Source organism: Testudinibacter sp. TW-1 (assembly GCF_050613185.1).
In the GTDB taxonomy this organism is placed as follows: Bacteria; Pseudomonadota; Gammaproteobacteria; order Enterobacterales; family Pasteurellaceae; genus Chelonobacter.
Map to the genome: position 1 here is coordinate 2,200,967 of NZ_CP192511.1, position 13,995 is coordinate 2,214,961.

Sequence of the window (13,995 nt, forward strand, 5' to 3'; positions counted from 1 at the left end):
TAAACAATTAAATTTGAAGATAAAAGGTATCGGTATGAGTATGAAAATCTGTTTAAGCAAAGCGTCGGCAACTGAAATTTGGGGCAAAAGTGCGGTTATCAGTTTTGATAACGGCGTGGCGACCATCCATTTCGGCGAAGAAAAAAGTCGTCGCAAAATCCAGCAGGCGGCGCGTAAATTGCGCACGCAAGGGATCAATGAGGTTGAACTGGAAGGCAAGCATTGGGATTTGGATCGTTGTTGGGCGTTTTATCAAGGCTTTTACACCGCCAAGCAGCAGTTTGCGGTTGAATTCCCGACCTTAGACGATGCCGAACAACAGCAATTGTTCCGCCAAATCGAGGCGGGGGATTTTGTGCGTGAGCTGATCAACCTGCCGTCGGAGGTGATCACCCCGCAAGAACTGGCGCACCGTGCCGCCGATTTTATTGTGCGGCAAGCGCAACAAGCCGAAAGCGAAAGTGCGGTTTCTTATCACATTATTGCGCGCGAAGAGCTGCGCGAACGTGGCTATCACGGCATTTGGACGGTCGGCAAAGGATCGGCAAACCAACCGGCAATGTTGCAGCTGGATTTCAATCCGAGCGGCAATCCGGACGAACCGGTGATGGCATGTTTGGTCGGCAAAGGGATCACCTTTGATACCGGCGGTTACAGCTTGAAACCGAGCAACAGTATGGATTCGATGCGTTCCGATATGGGCGGTGCGGCGTTGCTGACCGGGGCGTTGGGCTTGGCGATTGCCTGCGGTCTGAATAAACGGGTGAAACTCTATCTGTGCTGTGCAGAAAATATGGTCAGCAGCCGCGCGTTCCGCTTGGGCGACATTATCGAATACCGCAACGGCGTCACGGTGGAAGTGCTGAACACCGACGCAGAAGGGCGTTTAGTGTTGGCGGACGGCTTGATTGACGCCGAAGCGCAGCAACCGCACTTTATCATTGATTGCGCCACCTTGACCGGCGCGGCAAAAATGGCGGTCGGCAACGATTACCATTCGGTGCTGTCAATGGACGACAAACTGGTCAAAGCCTTATTTGCCGCGGCAGGAGAAGAAAACGAGCCGTTCTGGCGTTTGCCGTTTGAAGATTTTCACCGTGAACAGGTCAGCTCTACTTTTGCCGATATTTGCAACATCTCGTCGGCAGCGGCAGGCAGTAGCGCCGGGGCGAGCACCGCCACCGCGTTTTTATCTTATTTCTTAAAGGCGTATCGGAAAAATTGGCTGCATATCGATTGTTCCGCCACCTTCCGCAAATCCGCCGGTCCGTTATGGGCGGGCGGCGCGACCGGAATTGGCGTCAACACTCTTGCCAATTTATTGTTAAGCCAAGCGGATAAAGATTAAGCAGTTGATGTTTATGGTAAAAGTAGAGGGATTATATTTCCGCCCGAACCGCACTTTGTATTTTTCGACTGTGGATTAAATGCTTATACCGCACTTCGTAAACGGGCGGATATATAATCCCCCCTACTTTGCCTTATCAGTAACTTTTGTTAATAATCTCAAATTTATCACAATCAATAAGGAAGCCGTATGCAACAAACCCTTTCGATTATCAAACCGGATGCCGTCAAACAAAATTTGATCGGCGCCATTTTTTCCCGTTTTGAAAGCGCGCGTTTTACCATTGTTGCCAGTAAAATGTTGCACCTGACCGCAGAGCAGGCGGGCGGATTTTATGCCGAACATCGAGGCAAACCGTTTTATGAAAAGTTAGTCGAATTTATGACCTCCGGACCGGTGGTGGTTTCGGTACTGCAAGGGGAAAATGTGATTGCACAGTATCGGCAATTGATTGGGGCGACCGATCCGCAAACCGCGGCGGCAGGCACCATCCGTTTTGATTACGCCACTAGCAAAAGCATTAATGCGGTGCACGGTTCCGATTCGGAAGCCTCGGCAAAACGGGAGATTGAATATTTTTTTGCCGAAAGCGAGATTTTTCCACGTTAATTTGAACAGATTGAGAGATTGAGGAAATAAGATGTTGACCCGCTGCCCGGAATGTCGGCATAAAGTGAGTGATACGGCAAAAACCTGCCCGTCTTGCGGCTTTTCGTTTGATCCTGAGGATTTAGAACGTTATAAAGCGCAACACCAACGCTTGCGCGAACATAAACAGGAAATCAACCGCAAAAGCGTGAAACTGCATTTAATCTGGCTGGCGATTTTCACCGTATTTATTTTGTTGGCAAGTTGGATCACCCACGGCTGACGCTGCGTTCTGAAATAGAAAAAGAAAATGCCGAGGGGATTCCCATTCGGCATTTCATTGCTAAGTTAACGGCGAGTCAGGTTACATTTTATTTTGTACTTTCGTCGCGGTGTTATCGATAGCTTCACCGGCAGATTGAATGTCCTGCCCGGCACCTTTGACTGTGTTACAGGCGGTTAATGTTCCGATTGTTGCCGCCAAAATAAGCGCCCAAATCATTTTCATAAGCATTCTCCCATAATGGTGTTAAAGTCAATTAAGCAGTCTAAAATAACTACTTACCTGCATATTACACTGATAAAACCAAAATAACAACTCTGCGGTTAATGACTTTTGCTGGTTTCCAAACGTTCAAATGACAACACGCGATTCTCTAAACGGCGCAATAACAGGGTGGCGATAGCGGTGATCAGCAGATAAATCGCCCCGGCGATACCATAGATCAACAACGCATCATATTGTGTGCCGTACAGCTGGCGAGCATAGCCCATAATATCCATTATCGTGATGGTCGAAGCGAGCGATGTCCCTTTAAACACTAAAATAATTTCGTTGCTATAAGACGGTAAGGCGCGTTTTAACGCAAACGGAACTAAAATCCGTAACGTTTGCCAACGGCTTAAGCCCAATGCCGCCGAGCTTTCCCATTGCCCTTTGGAAATCGCTTTCACCGCACCGTGAAACAGTTGCGCCGAGTAGGCGGCACTGTTGAGCGCCAAGGCAAGCATGGCACAAAACCACGCATTAGACAGCAACGACCAAAACGGGCTGTCGATAATCCATTGGAATTGTCCCGGTCCGGCATAAATCAGGAAAATCTGCACCAACAACGGCGTGCCGGTAAACAGGGTGATATAACCGTTGACTAAGGCGCGCAAAGTGCGGTTTTCCATTGACAGAATAAAGGTAAACAGCACCGCCAAAATAAAGGAAATCCCTAAGGCAACGGCAGTGAGCGCCAAACTGGTCGGAATGCCTTGCGCAATAATACTGAAATAATCCGTGATCATGCCGCCTCCCTTTCAAAACGGGTAAAACGCTTTTCTAGGTAGGCGATACCGATTTTGCTGAGAATCGTGACCGCAAGGTAGAGCAGCGCAGCAATACCGTACCAAGTAAAGGGTTGATGGGTGTTCGCGTTGCTTAATTCCGCTTGGCGCATTAAATCATTCACCCCGATTAACGACACCAGTGCGGTATCTTTCAATAAGATCAACCATTGGTTGCTCAAACCCGGTAGGGCATGGCGCCACACTTGCGGCATAATAATCGACATAAAGGCTTGCGCGCGACTTAACCCCAATGCCGACGCCGATTCCCATTGTCCGAGCGGAATGGCTTGAATCGCACCGCGCAGCGATTGCGAGGCGTAAGCGGCAAAGATAATCGCCAACGCGACCACACCCGACCAAAACGGGCTGAATTCAACGAAATCGCCGGTTAAAATGAATAATACTTGAGTGGAACCGAAGTAGATCAGCAAGACCACTAAAATTTCCGGTAAGCCGCGTAATAAGGTTAAAAAAACGGAGGTGGCGTTGCGAATGCAGCGAATTTTTGCGGTTTCAAACACCACAAAAACCATCGACATCATCAAGCCGAGAATTAGGGCGCACACAGCCAACCCTAAGGTCATTAGGGTGGCCGAAAACATCAGTGAAAGAAAATTGCTAAACATCGCTTATGCTTATTTTCCTGACATCCAAGTGTCATAGATTTTTTGGTATTCGCCGTTGGCTTTAATCGCCGCCAAGCCTTTGTTCAATTCCGCCAGTAATTCCGTGCTGGCTTGATTGACCGCAATCCCTAAACCGTTACCGAAATATTTCGGATCGGTCACTTTTTCACCGACAAATGCCAGACTGTCGTCGGTTTTCATCCAGTCGGCAAGCACCGCGGTATCGCCGAAAATAATATCGATACGTCCGTTTTTCAGATCTAAAATCGCACTTTGCAGGGTGGTATAGGATTTGGCGCTGTATTGTTTACCGTTTGCCGCAATATATTGCTGGAACGTGGTGCCGTTTTGTACGCCGATATTTTTCGCGTTGTTCAGATCCGCTTTGCCTTTCACGGCGATAAAGCTGGCGGAGCTGTCATAGTACGGATCACTGAAGCTCACTTGTTTGGCGCGTTCTTCGGTGATGTCAATTGCCGAAATCGCCGCGTCAAAGCGTTTGAATTTCAAGCTTGGGATCAAGCTGTCAAAGGCATGGCTTTGGAATTGGCAGTTGGCTTGAATTTGCGCACAGATCGCATTGGCAATATCGATGTCAAAACCCACGATTTTGCCGTTGGAATCGGTGTTTTCAAACGGCGGATAAGTCGGTTCGGTGGCAAAAGTGATATCTAATGCATTGGCAGAGAAAGCGGTTGCCAAAAGTGCGGTCGCCAGTAATTTTTTCATGGTAAGCTCCTTAATATCAGAAGAAAAAGAGAAGTAAAATTGAATTAATGCGATAAATAATGGGAAAACGCAGCCGTTTTCGGATTATGGAAACAATCGGCGCCGCCCATTTCAATAATTTTGCCTTGTTCCATATAAATGACTTTGGTCGCCACTTTACGCGCGACCGCCACTTCATGGGTGACAATGACTTGGGTAATGCCGGTTTGCTGTAATTCTTGAATAATCGACACCACCTGTGCGGTGATTTCCGGATCGAGGGCGGCGGTCGGTTCGTCAAACAGCAATACTTGCGGTTTCATCATTAAGGCGCGTGCAATCGCCACCCGCTGTTGCTGCCCGCCGGACAGATGTAACGGAAAACGGCCGGCGTGGTCTTCCACTCGTAAACGTTTTAGTAAACCTTGCGCGCGTTCCACCGCTTCGGCTTTGCTTAAACCCAAGACTTTCATCGGCGCTTCGATCAGATTTTCCAACACGGTATAGTGCGGCCACAGATTATATTGCTGAAACACCATGCCGACATCTTGCCGCAATTTGCGGATTTTTTTCGCCTCGGTGTTGGCGGATAACTCAAATTGATTCCCGGCAATCGTCAGCTGACCGCTCTTTGGCACTTCCAACAGATTCAAAGTGCGGATCAGCGTACTTTTGCCCGCGCCGCTCGGTCCAAGCAACACGATGATGTCACCGTCTTGCGATTCAAAATTGATGTCAAACAGGGCTTGTTTGCTGCCGTAGAAAAAGTTTAGATTTTTAATACTGATCGTCATGTTGCCAAAGTATCTGCCAAGTGAAAGAAATAATGCGAAATGGTAATAATAAAAGCGGTTTCATGCAAATAAAATTTCATAAAAAGCGAGCAAAGTCGCATAAAAATTCAGATTTGACGCATGAAATTTAAAATTGTTTAAAATGGCAGCAGTGGTTTAGACCGGAATAAAAAGGGGGAAGTTAAACTTCCCCATCAATCAATTGATCCGCCTGATTGCCATGTGATCTGACCCCAAAAACTTAGAACATATATTTTATATTGGCAGAGAGATTGCGATTATTAACAGCGTTATCCGACAATTTACGCTGATAACCGACCGCAACGCCGAGCGTGAGTTTTGGCATGATTCGATATTCTGCCGCGGCCTCAAGATTAAGCGAGTTGCCTAAGCCACCGGAGGTGAAGGTTTTTTCGGTAATGGCAGATCGCACCAACAAATCCCCTTTACTGTTGCTATTGTGTTGATAATAGCCATCTAAGCCCAAGGTAAGGCTATCAATGTGCCAACTTGCACTTAAACCGAGATTGGTCGTAACAGCATTGATGGTGTCGTGGTCAAGTTTAAATAGCTTACTGTCGGATTTCAGGTTCAGGCGTTGGAACTGCACGTTTAACTTCGGCATTAAATCAAGCGTGCCAAGGTTAAAATGATAGCCGATTTCCGAACCGAAACGTAAGGCGTTGGCTTTCAGTGTGGATTTATCTTCACCGGCTTGAATATTGCCTTTGTGGTGTTGATAGCCGCCGTCCAAGGCAAAGTAGACATCGCCGAACTGTTGCGCGAATTTCATATTTGCGCCGTAGGTGGTGTAGTTGCCGCTGCTTACGCCGTCAGCTGCCTGCGGCTTGATGTTGTATTTGCCGTGATTGACCGCAACATACAACGCGCGGTCTTGCTGCTCAGATTGCCATAGTTTGCCGCCGAGTATCCAGCCGTTGTAGTTCGAATCGGCATTGTAGCCGTAATCCGCAAAAGCGGTGGACGATTTATATTCCGTTTTGCCGTTGAGATAGGCAACAAACATATTTTGTCCGTTATCCAGAGTATTGTTGAGCGATGGCGAACTGTTGCGTTGGAAGTTCTGATAAACCGTATTATTGTGGCTCAAAATAAGATCCGAGGCGACAATGTGCGATGGCAGTAGCGGATTGATTTGCGCGCGGTAATTGCTTTTTGCGGCAGCGGTTGTTGCTGTCACTGATGGTGTTTCCGTTTTGGCTTCGACCGCAGTCGCAGTAGTCTCAGAAACGGTCGTAGCCGTAGCGGCTGTTTCCGTTACCGTCGTTATCGGCGAATCGCCTTGCGCATTAATCAAACGGGTTTGTAAGCGATAATCATAGAAATCAGCGTGTTTATCGTTGACTTTGTTTTCGCTCGCCGCTGCCGCCCCTTTATCAAAAGCGACAAGGGTGTAGTGGAACAGATCGTTGTGATCGGCTAATTTAAAGGCGTCAAGGCGAGCGTTGCCGCCGACTTGAATTAACGAAATTCCTTCGTGATTATCATAAGCCCCGTTATTGTTTTGATCAGATTGCCCATTCACCGAGCCGAGCAGGGATAAATTGACCGCCGTGGTGTGCGTACCGCTGACATCGCCACGGATTAACAGCTGATCGTGCGCCCAATCCCGCATATTTTCACTCACATTGTTAACACGCAAATGTACCGAACCACCATTGGCTTCCAGTGAACCGACTTTTAACGCACTAAATTCGGTTAAAGCGCGGCGTGTACGACGGCGATTTTCCGTCGGCATTTCAGCGGAGAGTGTCGCACCGTCGTTTAAAACGAGATGATTCACCTCACCGGTTGTAAAGAGCGTACCGCCGTTGAGAATCAATTTGCCTTCTTTCATGTTGGCAGCCAGTGCCAATGAACCGGCGTTCAGCACAATGCTTTCGGCTTTGAGATTTTCAGCGGAGAGTGAAAATAATCCCTCGCCATTTTTGGTGATGTTGCCCGCAAGATTGATGGTTTGCGCAGAAAGTGCGGTATTTTGCTCACTCTTCACCACCACGTTCGATCCGTTATCGCCGGAAAGGGTGTTTTCAATGGTTACGGAGGTATTGCCTTGTAGGGTTAAGGTGGCTTTTTCTAAGTTGATTTGCTTCGTGGAAGCTTCATTTCCTGCGTAAGTTAAATTGGCTTGCGTCACGTTCACCGTATTTAATGTGATATTTTTGCTGAGGGTTAAATTCTCATTCACCTTCAGATCGAGGTCGTTGAGGGAGTCGTTCAACCGGATTATATCGGAATCCATCACAAATCCGCCAATCGGTGCGTCGATTGGTTCGATAATATCGGAATTCATTACAAACTCTTCAAGTGCGGTTTCTGTCGGTTCAATCATTGCTGAATCCATCGTGATTTCTTTTTTCGAATCGGGAGTCGGAATGTAGAGCAATTCGCCCTCTTTAAGCATTGCCGAATCCGTTGCAATTTCCGGTTTGCGCATCAGGGTTGATAATGGATTGCCATGCATATCAATCAAACGCGTTTGCAAGCGGTAATCATAGAAATCGCGCCCGCCGCTGCCAAGCTTGTTTTCGCTTGCTAATGCTACGCCTTTGTCAAAGGCAACGAGCGTATAGTTGAATAAATCGCCACTCAAGACATTATTATTACGCAATTGAAACGCGCCCAATTCCGTATTGCCATCGATTTGAATTAACGAAATCCCTTCATCTGCGTCGTACCAGCCGTTATTATTCACATCTGAATTTGGATATTTTGTGCCGAGCAATGCTACATCAACCGGAATAGGTTGTTCACTTTGATTGGTTAAATCGCCGCTGATTTTAAGAAAATCGTGCTGCCAAGTTGTCATGTCGTCGCTGATATTATTGACACGCAAGACCGCACTCGCCCCTTGGTTGATGATGTCGCTGAAGCTCAAGGTTTTTGCTGCGAACGGAAGTGCGGTTTCACCGCCATTTTCAGGTGCGGTAAAGCCGTGGTTTGGCGCAATAGTCGAATCCGCCTGCCATGTCATTGCGGAGGTGACATTACCGTTGCCGCTTAAGGTTGTGCCGGTAGCAAGGTTGAATGTTTTTGCATTCACCGTGGCTTCATCAAGCTCTAACATGCCTTGATTAATGGCAATATTGCCGTCGGTTAAATTGACATTGCCCGAAAGCTGCAATAGCCCCTTGCCCGATTTCGTAAGCGTGCCTGCGCCGCTAAGGGTTTCGGTGGATAAGCTAACCAAGCCGCCTTGCTCGGCATTGACCGCAAGGGTTGCGCCCTGAGCCAAGGTGACGGCTTTGGCGACAACAGTTGTGCCGCTTTCCAATTGTAGTGTGGCGGTTGTGCCAAGTTTGGTGTTTTCGGCGAAGTGAATGCCGTTTTGTTTATAAATGATTTTGCCGGTTTTTACATCAATTTCATTCAGTACCGTTGCGCCGTTGATGGCAAGTGTAGAATTTTCGCCGTCAGGGTTATAAATCAGGTTTACATTCGGCTGCTCATTTTCGCCAACGCCGCCCAAATTGCCATTGATGGTGTGCTGACCGCCTGCATTGTAAACCAGCGTTGCGGTTTGTTCACCGCTGTTGATAAAATTCCCATTAATTGTTTCTGCGTATAAGCCGGTGGTTGGCGCGTCGGAAGTGGCTTTATTGACGGTGATTGTATTGCCGTTGAGATCAACTTTGCCGCCCTCTAAGATTAATTTGTCATACGGCAATTGGTTGTTATCGCCCAAACGAACCGTTGCGCCTTGTTTGACGGTGACTTCGGCGTAGGCTTGTACTTTGCCGTTATCATCGGCAGTCTGTTTTAAGGTCGCCGTGCCTTCTTCGATCACCAATTTAGCCGCATTTTCGCCCGTGCCGACTTTCACCATTTCACCGTCGCCGATTTTGTAGAAGGTTTCGGCGCGGTCGCTGGTTAGGGAAACGTCTAAATGTTCAGTACTGCGTTTATCTCGATAAATTCGATTTTCTGACCAAACAATTTCTTGTAAGTTTAAGCGTACATATTGGATTTTCTCTGCACTTTCTTCATAGAGCAAGCCAATTGAGCCATCAGGTAATTCCGTTAGGCTATTGTAACCATAATTGCCAGTGGCAATAGTAGCATTATATTTCCATTTTATTGAGCCGTCTTCTTGCACTTCCCCTAACCAGACCATGCCGTTAATTCGAGAACGAGAGGCAGAGTGCGGATTGGCAAAAACCAAATATTCTTTACCATTGATTTTTTTCGAATATTTAATGACGGACATTTGAGAATAAGGATCAAGTAAAATATCATCGGAAATAATGGTTTTTTGCCAAGTATAGCCGCCATCTTTACTGGTTGAAATTTGTACTCGACCATTTAAATTACGTGAAAATAATTTTAGATCACCACTATCTAATTCAACCACTTGTGATTCAGTTAATTGTTTCCAATCATCATTTAAAAGACGAGAGCCACCTGAAGAAGCCAAACGACGATCATTTGGTGATTCGCCTCGTTCCCATGTATTACCGCCATCTTTACTGATAATTAATGCGGCAGATTGTTTATTATTACTATTAGTATAGTAGACAGGCATAATTAGCGTGCCATCTTTTAGCTGAATACCTGTTCCCGGACCAGTACCTAAAAAACGCATCCAATCTGCTTTTACTTGCGGGGTAAGATCGACGGGGCTTGACCAAGTTGCACCGTTATCATCACTGTGTGTCAGCCATAAATAACTGGTAATTTGCACTTTTAACGGAGCGGCATCACTTCCTTGTTGCGCCGTTTGTAAAAAAACATTGCCTAATCGTTCAGTGCCGCGATATAAATCACCAAGATCTTTAAAGCCTCTAGTGGCATCGCCTTCAACAATCACTTTATATTCAGTCGGTTGGTGGTCTTCATTATAAACTACACCATTTTCGCGAACGGTATATTGTGCGCCATCAGCTCCAGTTAATATACGGTAGTAGCTATCTTTGATTTTTTTATAGCCTGTACCTTCTGATGAGTGATCTTTATTTATACCAAAGAACCCCTGAGTTTCAGGGAACATGTCAATCAACATGAAAATACGTCCAGATGTTTTATCTTGTAACATCAGTGGATCGATTAAAAATGCAGCGTTAGCACTGCCATAAGTTTGACTGACAAGGTCGATAATCACTTGATCATCTTGCCATGTTTTTCCGCCATCAAGACTACGACGGATTACGGTATCAATATTGCCCCAGTCTGCAGCATGTTGATGACGTTTATCAATTGCCGCAATAACAACGCCGTCATTAGTGGTTAAAAGTGCTGGGATACGGTAATTATTCGCATCGCCTTGACCTTTTTGAAAGAGCGGTTCTTTTGCACTCATATAAGAGCCAAGTTGGCTATGTTTAGCAGAAGCATATTTTATATTGTCGGCTTCTTTTTCAAGGTAAGCATTATATTCAAAAACATAGTTTTTGGTTAATTTATCATGTTCCGCTTTCACTTCTTCTGCGGTTAATACTTTTGATTCCGCACCCGCATAATAAACATTACCGCTAAAGGTCATTTCACGCGTACCGCTTGCGCGTTTTGTGCGTCCAACATAAGCAGCATCTAGCCCTTCAATATCTTTAAAAAATTTTGTATCGCCGTTATATGTTTTTTGTAAAGTACCATTGACATAAATCATGATTTTTTTATTTGTTTTATCAAAGGTATAAGTGACTGTGGTGAATTCGTTGTCATTTCTTGCGATATCAGCAGTGACGAGTTGATTATTTGGAATTAAATTCGTACTTTTTCTAATTTCAATTCCGAAAGCATCACTACTAGCTTTTCGGTTTACATAGAAAAGAATATAGTCATTATCTTTTTTTGAGTTTGAAACACCTAATAATGCGGTTAATTGCGTAGCTTCAGAATTTTTAAAACGAAATGTCAGTGAACCACTTTCTAGCTGAAAGGCATTTTGTGCAGTAAAGGTATCCGTTACATTAATTGGAGAACTAAACGGTGTTAAAGCACTATAAGTAAAGATAGAAGGAATTGTAGTGCTTGCGGTTACAGATTTTTCGGTTGTTGAGGGAGTAATTAAGTTAGACTCAGCAAACACACCGGCAGCAAAAAAGGAAGAAATTAAAATCGCCAGTGAGGACTTTTTAAGTAAACTGACTGGATTTGTATTGGAATAGATAGCGATTTGTTTCATAAAATACCTCAATCGATTGAGTTATAGAAGAATTGATAGGGAATGCTTAATCGTCGATATTTATATGCCGCTCCATAAATGGAGCAATAGCGATTCGTAAAAAATGTGATAGTAATCGGTTTTAGAATGAAATGTTTTGTCAGAAATGTGATCCTAATTAAATAAAAAAACGTTATTGCTTTAACTTGTTACATTCGTTTTCATTCATACTCATTTTTTGTGACACGAAAAAGGGGAGGATGATAAAATTTAAACACCAAAAATAGTGCGTTTTTGAGTGAGATGAATGATTTTTGTGTAAACAATGTATGAAATATGTGAACTGCTTAACAATCTATTTTCTTTTTTAAGAAAGTTTATTGATTAAATGAATTAATTTTTTATGATGAATTTAAATGCATTATTGAAGTGGTAATTGAAGGGATGGTGAGATTTAAACCGCACTTTGATTATTTTGTTAAATAGATCAAGATTAATTTATCTATGTTAGATGGTTTTTTAACCGTGCTCATTTTATGGAGATGCGTTATTTAAATATGGATATATATCTTAATATATACTTTTAGTCTGCTATGATAAAGCTAAAATGGAGGGCATCATGTTAGATACTAATGCCGTCAGCCATTTGTTGCTAGGGCATTCTCTGATACTAAAACGCCTGATGGCAGTGTCAATGGAAAACTTTGTATTTCTTCGATTACACATGCGGAGTTAATGTATGGTTTGGCGAAACGCAGAAATCCGACAAAATTAGCCAATGCGATCAGAGAATTACTACTTTGTTTGGATATTTTACCATTCGATCACGCTATTTCTGAAAATTATGGTGAATTTAAAGTGAAAGTGGAAAAATTGGGTAAAAGTCTAGCACCATTAGATATGCAAATTGCTGCCCATGCGCATAGCTTGCAATATACTTTAATTACTAACGAGCAGGCTTTTTTTCAGATTGATTTTTTAGATATCGAAGATTGGACAAAATGACTTTCCAATGTGAATAAAAAGGGGGAAGTTAAACTTCCCCATCGTAACAGAATTATTTTGCCGCTAATTCCAACTGCTGTTTTAAGTCATTCGGCAGATTCAATGCCTGAGCCAGTTGCTGCATGTAGGCTTGTTCTAAGAAGTGATCGGTATCGATCACCGACAACGACGCCATATACACTTCCGCCGCCAATTGCGAATCACCGACTTGCTCCGCCAAGGCTTGCGGATTTAAAGGCGCGTTCAACCACGTATCAATCAATTGATCCGCCTGATCGCCATGACCTAACTGCGCTAATCCTTTATGGATTTGCTGTCTTTCCTGGGCGTCAATTTGCCCGTCGGCGCGTGCAGCAAATACCATAGCTTGGGTTAACAGCATAATTTTGTTATCGGACAGGGTATTATTGGCATAAGTGATCGCCTCTTGCTGTGCTTGCGGGTCGAATTGCACGTCCTGCACCGCACTTCCACTTTTGCTTTGTTGCCATTTTTGGTAGGCAAGCCAAGCCGCACCGGCTAACGCGGCATAACTGCCGGCTTTTGCCACGCCTTTGCGTGCGCCGCTATTGCCCAGAATTAATCCTGCCAAACCGCCGACCGCCGCACTTTTGGCGATTTTGGAAAAATTTTCATCTTTCATCATTTCGCCAAGACGGCTTTGTAATTGACTGAATAAATCGTTCATTGCTGATCTCCTTGTTTAGAACACCGCTTAATACGGAAATTAAACGGTTTTTGCCATTTCAAATTCGATTAACATCATCAGAATATGAATCACTTTAATATGAATTTCCTGAATCCGATCCGCATAACGGAAGTGCGGTACGCGGATCTCTATATCGGCAAGCCCTGCCATTTTGCCGCCGTCTTTGCCGGTCATCGCAATCACTTTCATGCCTTTGGCTTTTGCCGCTTCAATCGCATTCAACACATTTTTGGAATTGCCGGAGGTGGAAAGCCCGAACAGCACATCGCCTTTTTGCCCGACTGCTTCAATATAGCGTGAAAACACATAATCATAGCCGAAATCGTTGCTGACGCAGCTCAAATGGCTGACATCGGAAATCGCAATCGCCGGATAGCCGGGGCGGTTTTCACGATAACGCCCGGTCAATTCTTCCGCGAAGTGCATTGCGTCGCAATGTGAACCGCCGTTACCGCACGATAGGACTTTGCCGCCTTGCTTAAAACTGTCGGAAATAATTAATGCCGCTTGCTGAATCAACTCGATGTTATTTTCATCGTTGATAAATTTTTCCAGCACCTCAGCCGCTTCGTTTAATTCTGCTTTGATTTGTTCTAAATACATAACGCCCTCGTTTAGTGGTAAACAATGTGATTAGTTGAATTATTGTAGAGCATATTGCTGGGGAATGGTATTTATACTGCGTATCACACCATAAAAATACCGTTAATATACAGAATAAAAAACTGCTTGAAACCAAGAGATCTCAATTCGTTAGGCAT

Annotated in this window: 13 protein-coding genes; 5 read left to right on the plus strand and 8 right to left on the minus strand. The window is 44.8% G+C overall.

Annotation, left to right across the window (positions count from 1 at the left end):
• Positions 1–40: 40 nt before the first annotated feature.
• The 3 genes from pepB (at position 41) to ACQ31U_RS10525 (ending at position 2,219) form a co-directional block, all read left to right on the plus strand.
• Positions 41–1,348: an aminopeptidase PepB gene (gene pepB, locus ACQ31U_RS10515; RefSeq protein ID WP_431054330.1), complete on the plus strand. Its 1,308-nt coding sequence runs from the start codon at positions 41–43 to the stop codon at positions 1,346–1,348.
• Positions 1,349–1,537: 189 nt separating this feature from the next.
• Positions 1,538–1,957 (plus strand): nucleoside-diphosphate kinase, encoded by a 420-nt coding sequence (gene ndk, locus ACQ31U_RS10520; RefSeq protein ID WP_431051848.1) that lies wholly within the window; start codon positions 1,538–1,540, stop codon positions 1,955–1,957.
• Positions 1,958–1,988: 31 nt separating this feature from the next.
• Positions 1,989–2,219 (plus strand): zinc-ribbon domain-containing protein, encoded by a 231-nt coding sequence (locus ACQ31U_RS10525; protein ID WP_431051850.1) that lies wholly within the window; start codon positions 1,989–1,991, stop codon positions 2,217–2,219.
• A gap of 81 nt (positions 2,220–2,300) precedes the next feature.
• Here ACQ31U_RS10525 and ACQ31U_RS10530 read toward each other — a convergent pair whose 3' ends face one another.
• The 6 genes from ACQ31U_RS10530 to ACQ31U_RS10555 all read right to left on the minus strand — a co-directional run bounded on the left by ACQ31U_RS10530 (position 2,301) and on the right by ACQ31U_RS10555 (position 11,445).
• Positions 2,301–2,444 carry an entericidin A/B family lipoprotein gene (locus ACQ31U_RS10530; protein WP_431051852.1) on the minus strand — a complete coding sequence of 48 codons (144 nt, stop codon included), beginning with the start codon at positions 2,442–2,444 and terminating at the stop codon, positions 2,301–2,303.
• A gap of 98 nt (positions 2,445–2,542) precedes the next feature.
• A complete protein-coding gene (gene artM, locus ACQ31U_RS10535) occupies positions 2,543–3,229 on the minus strand; it encodes an arginine ABC transporter permease ArtM (RefSeq protein ID WP_431051854.1) in 687 nt (228 codons plus the stop codon).
• Complete coding sequence (gene artQ / locus ACQ31U_RS10540; RefSeq protein ID WP_431051856.1) at positions 3,226–3,897, minus strand: arginine ABC transporter permease ArtQ; 672 nt, start codon at positions 3,895–3,897, stop codon at positions 3,226–3,228. Before artQ ends, artM begins: the two co-directional genes overlap by 4 nt.
• 9 nt (positions 3,898–3,906) lie before the next feature.
• Complete coding sequence (locus tag ACQ31U_RS10545; RefSeq protein ID WP_431051858.1) at positions 3,907–4,626, minus strand: arginine ABC transporter substrate-binding protein; 720 nt, start codon at positions 4,624–4,626, stop codon at positions 3,907–3,909.
• A 44-nt stretch (positions 4,627–4,670) separates the two neighbouring features.
• Complete coding sequence (gene artP / locus ACQ31U_RS10550) at positions 4,671–5,399, minus strand: arginine ABC transporter ATP-binding protein ArtP (RefSeq protein ID WP_431051860.1); 729 nt, start codon at positions 5,397–5,399, stop codon at positions 4,671–4,673.
• Positions 5,400–5,640: 241 nt separating this feature from the next.
• Positions 5,641–11,445 carry an exo-alpha-sialidase gene (locus ACQ31U_RS10555; RefSeq protein ID WP_431054331.1) on the minus strand — a complete coding sequence of 1,935 codons (5,805 nt, stop codon included), beginning with the start codon at positions 11,443–11,445 and terminating at the stop codon, positions 5,641–5,643.
• On the opposite strand from ACQ31U_RS10555, the gene ACQ31U_RS10560 reads away from it, so the two are divergent.
• Both ACQ31U_RS10560 and ACQ31U_RS10565 read left to right on the plus strand, forming a co-directional pair.
• Complete coding sequence (locus ACQ31U_RS10560; protein ID WP_431054362.1) at positions 11,384–11,524, plus strand: hypothetical protein; 141 nt, start codon at positions 11,384–11,386, stop codon at positions 11,522–11,524. The two genes, ACQ31U_RS10555 and ACQ31U_RS10560, sit on opposite strands and share 62 nt — an antisense overlap.
• A gap of 704 nt (positions 11,525–12,228) precedes the next feature.
• The gene (locus tag ACQ31U_RS10565) at positions 12,229–12,525 is read left to right on the plus strand and encodes a PIN domain-containing protein (protein WP_431054332.1); all 297 of its coding nucleotides are present in this window, start codon (positions 12,229–12,231) and stop codon (positions 12,523–12,525) included.
• 52 nt (positions 12,526–12,577) lie between these two features.
• Here the strand turns inward: ACQ31U_RS10565 and ACQ31U_RS10570 are convergent, their stop codons facing one another.
• Together ACQ31U_RS10570 and lpcA are read right to left on the minus strand one after the other, a co-directional pair.
• Positions 12,578–13,213, minus strand: coding sequence for a tellurite resistance TerB family protein (locus ACQ31U_RS10570; protein ID WP_431051862.1), 636 nt, complete (start codon positions 13,211–13,213; stop codon positions 12,578–12,580).
• A gap of 39 nt (positions 13,214–13,252) precedes the next feature.
• Complete coding sequence (gene lpcA, locus ACQ31U_RS10575; protein WP_431051864.1) at positions 13,253–13,837, minus strand: D-sedoheptulose 7-phosphate isomerase; 585 nt, start codon at positions 13,835–13,837, stop codon at positions 13,253–13,255.
• Between the last annotated feature and the right edge of the window lie 158 nt (positions 13,838–13,995).

What these genes read in the sequence shown, in the direction of transcription:
- ACQ31U_RS10525 (WP_431051850.1), top strand. Translation starts at nt 1,989, where the DNA reads ATGTTGACCCGCTGCCCGGAATGTCGGCATAAAGTGAGTGATACGGCA.
- artP (WP_431051860.1), bottom strand. Translation starts at nt 5,399, where the DNA reads ATGACGATCAGTATTAAAAATCTAAACTTTTTCTACGGCAGCAAACAA.
- artM (WP_431051854.1), bottom strand. Translation starts at nt 3,229, where the DNA reads ATGATCACGGATTATTTCAGTATTATTGCGCAAGGCATTCCGACCAGT.
- ACQ31U_RS10545 (WP_431051858.1), bottom strand. Translation starts at nt 4,626, where the DNA reads ATGAAAAAATTACTGGCGACCGCACTTTTGGCAACCGCTTTCTCTGCC.
- pepB (WP_431054330.1), top strand. Translation starts at nt 41, where the DNA reads ATGAAAATCTGTTTAAGCAAAGCGTCGGCAACTGAAATTTGGGGCAAA.
- ACQ31U_RS10570 (WP_431051862.1), bottom strand. Translation starts at nt 13,213, where the DNA reads ATGAACGATTTATTCAGTCAATTACAAAGCCGTCTTGGCGAAATGATG.
- ACQ31U_RS10530 (WP_431051852.1), bottom strand. Translation starts at nt 2,444, where the DNA reads ATGAAAATGATTTGGGCGCTTATTTTGGCGGCAACAATCGGAACATTA.
- ndk (WP_431051848.1), top strand. Translation starts at nt 1,538, where the DNA reads ATGCAACAAACCCTTTCGATTATCAAACCGGATGCCGTCAAACAAAAT.
- artQ (WP_431051856.1), bottom strand. Translation starts at nt 3,897, where the DNA reads ATGTTTAGCAATTTTCTTTCACTGATGTTTTCGGCCACCCTAATGACC.
- lpcA (WP_431051864.1), bottom strand. Translation starts at nt 13,837, where the DNA reads ATGTATTTAGAACAAATCAAAGCAGAATTAAACGAAGCGGCTGAGGTG.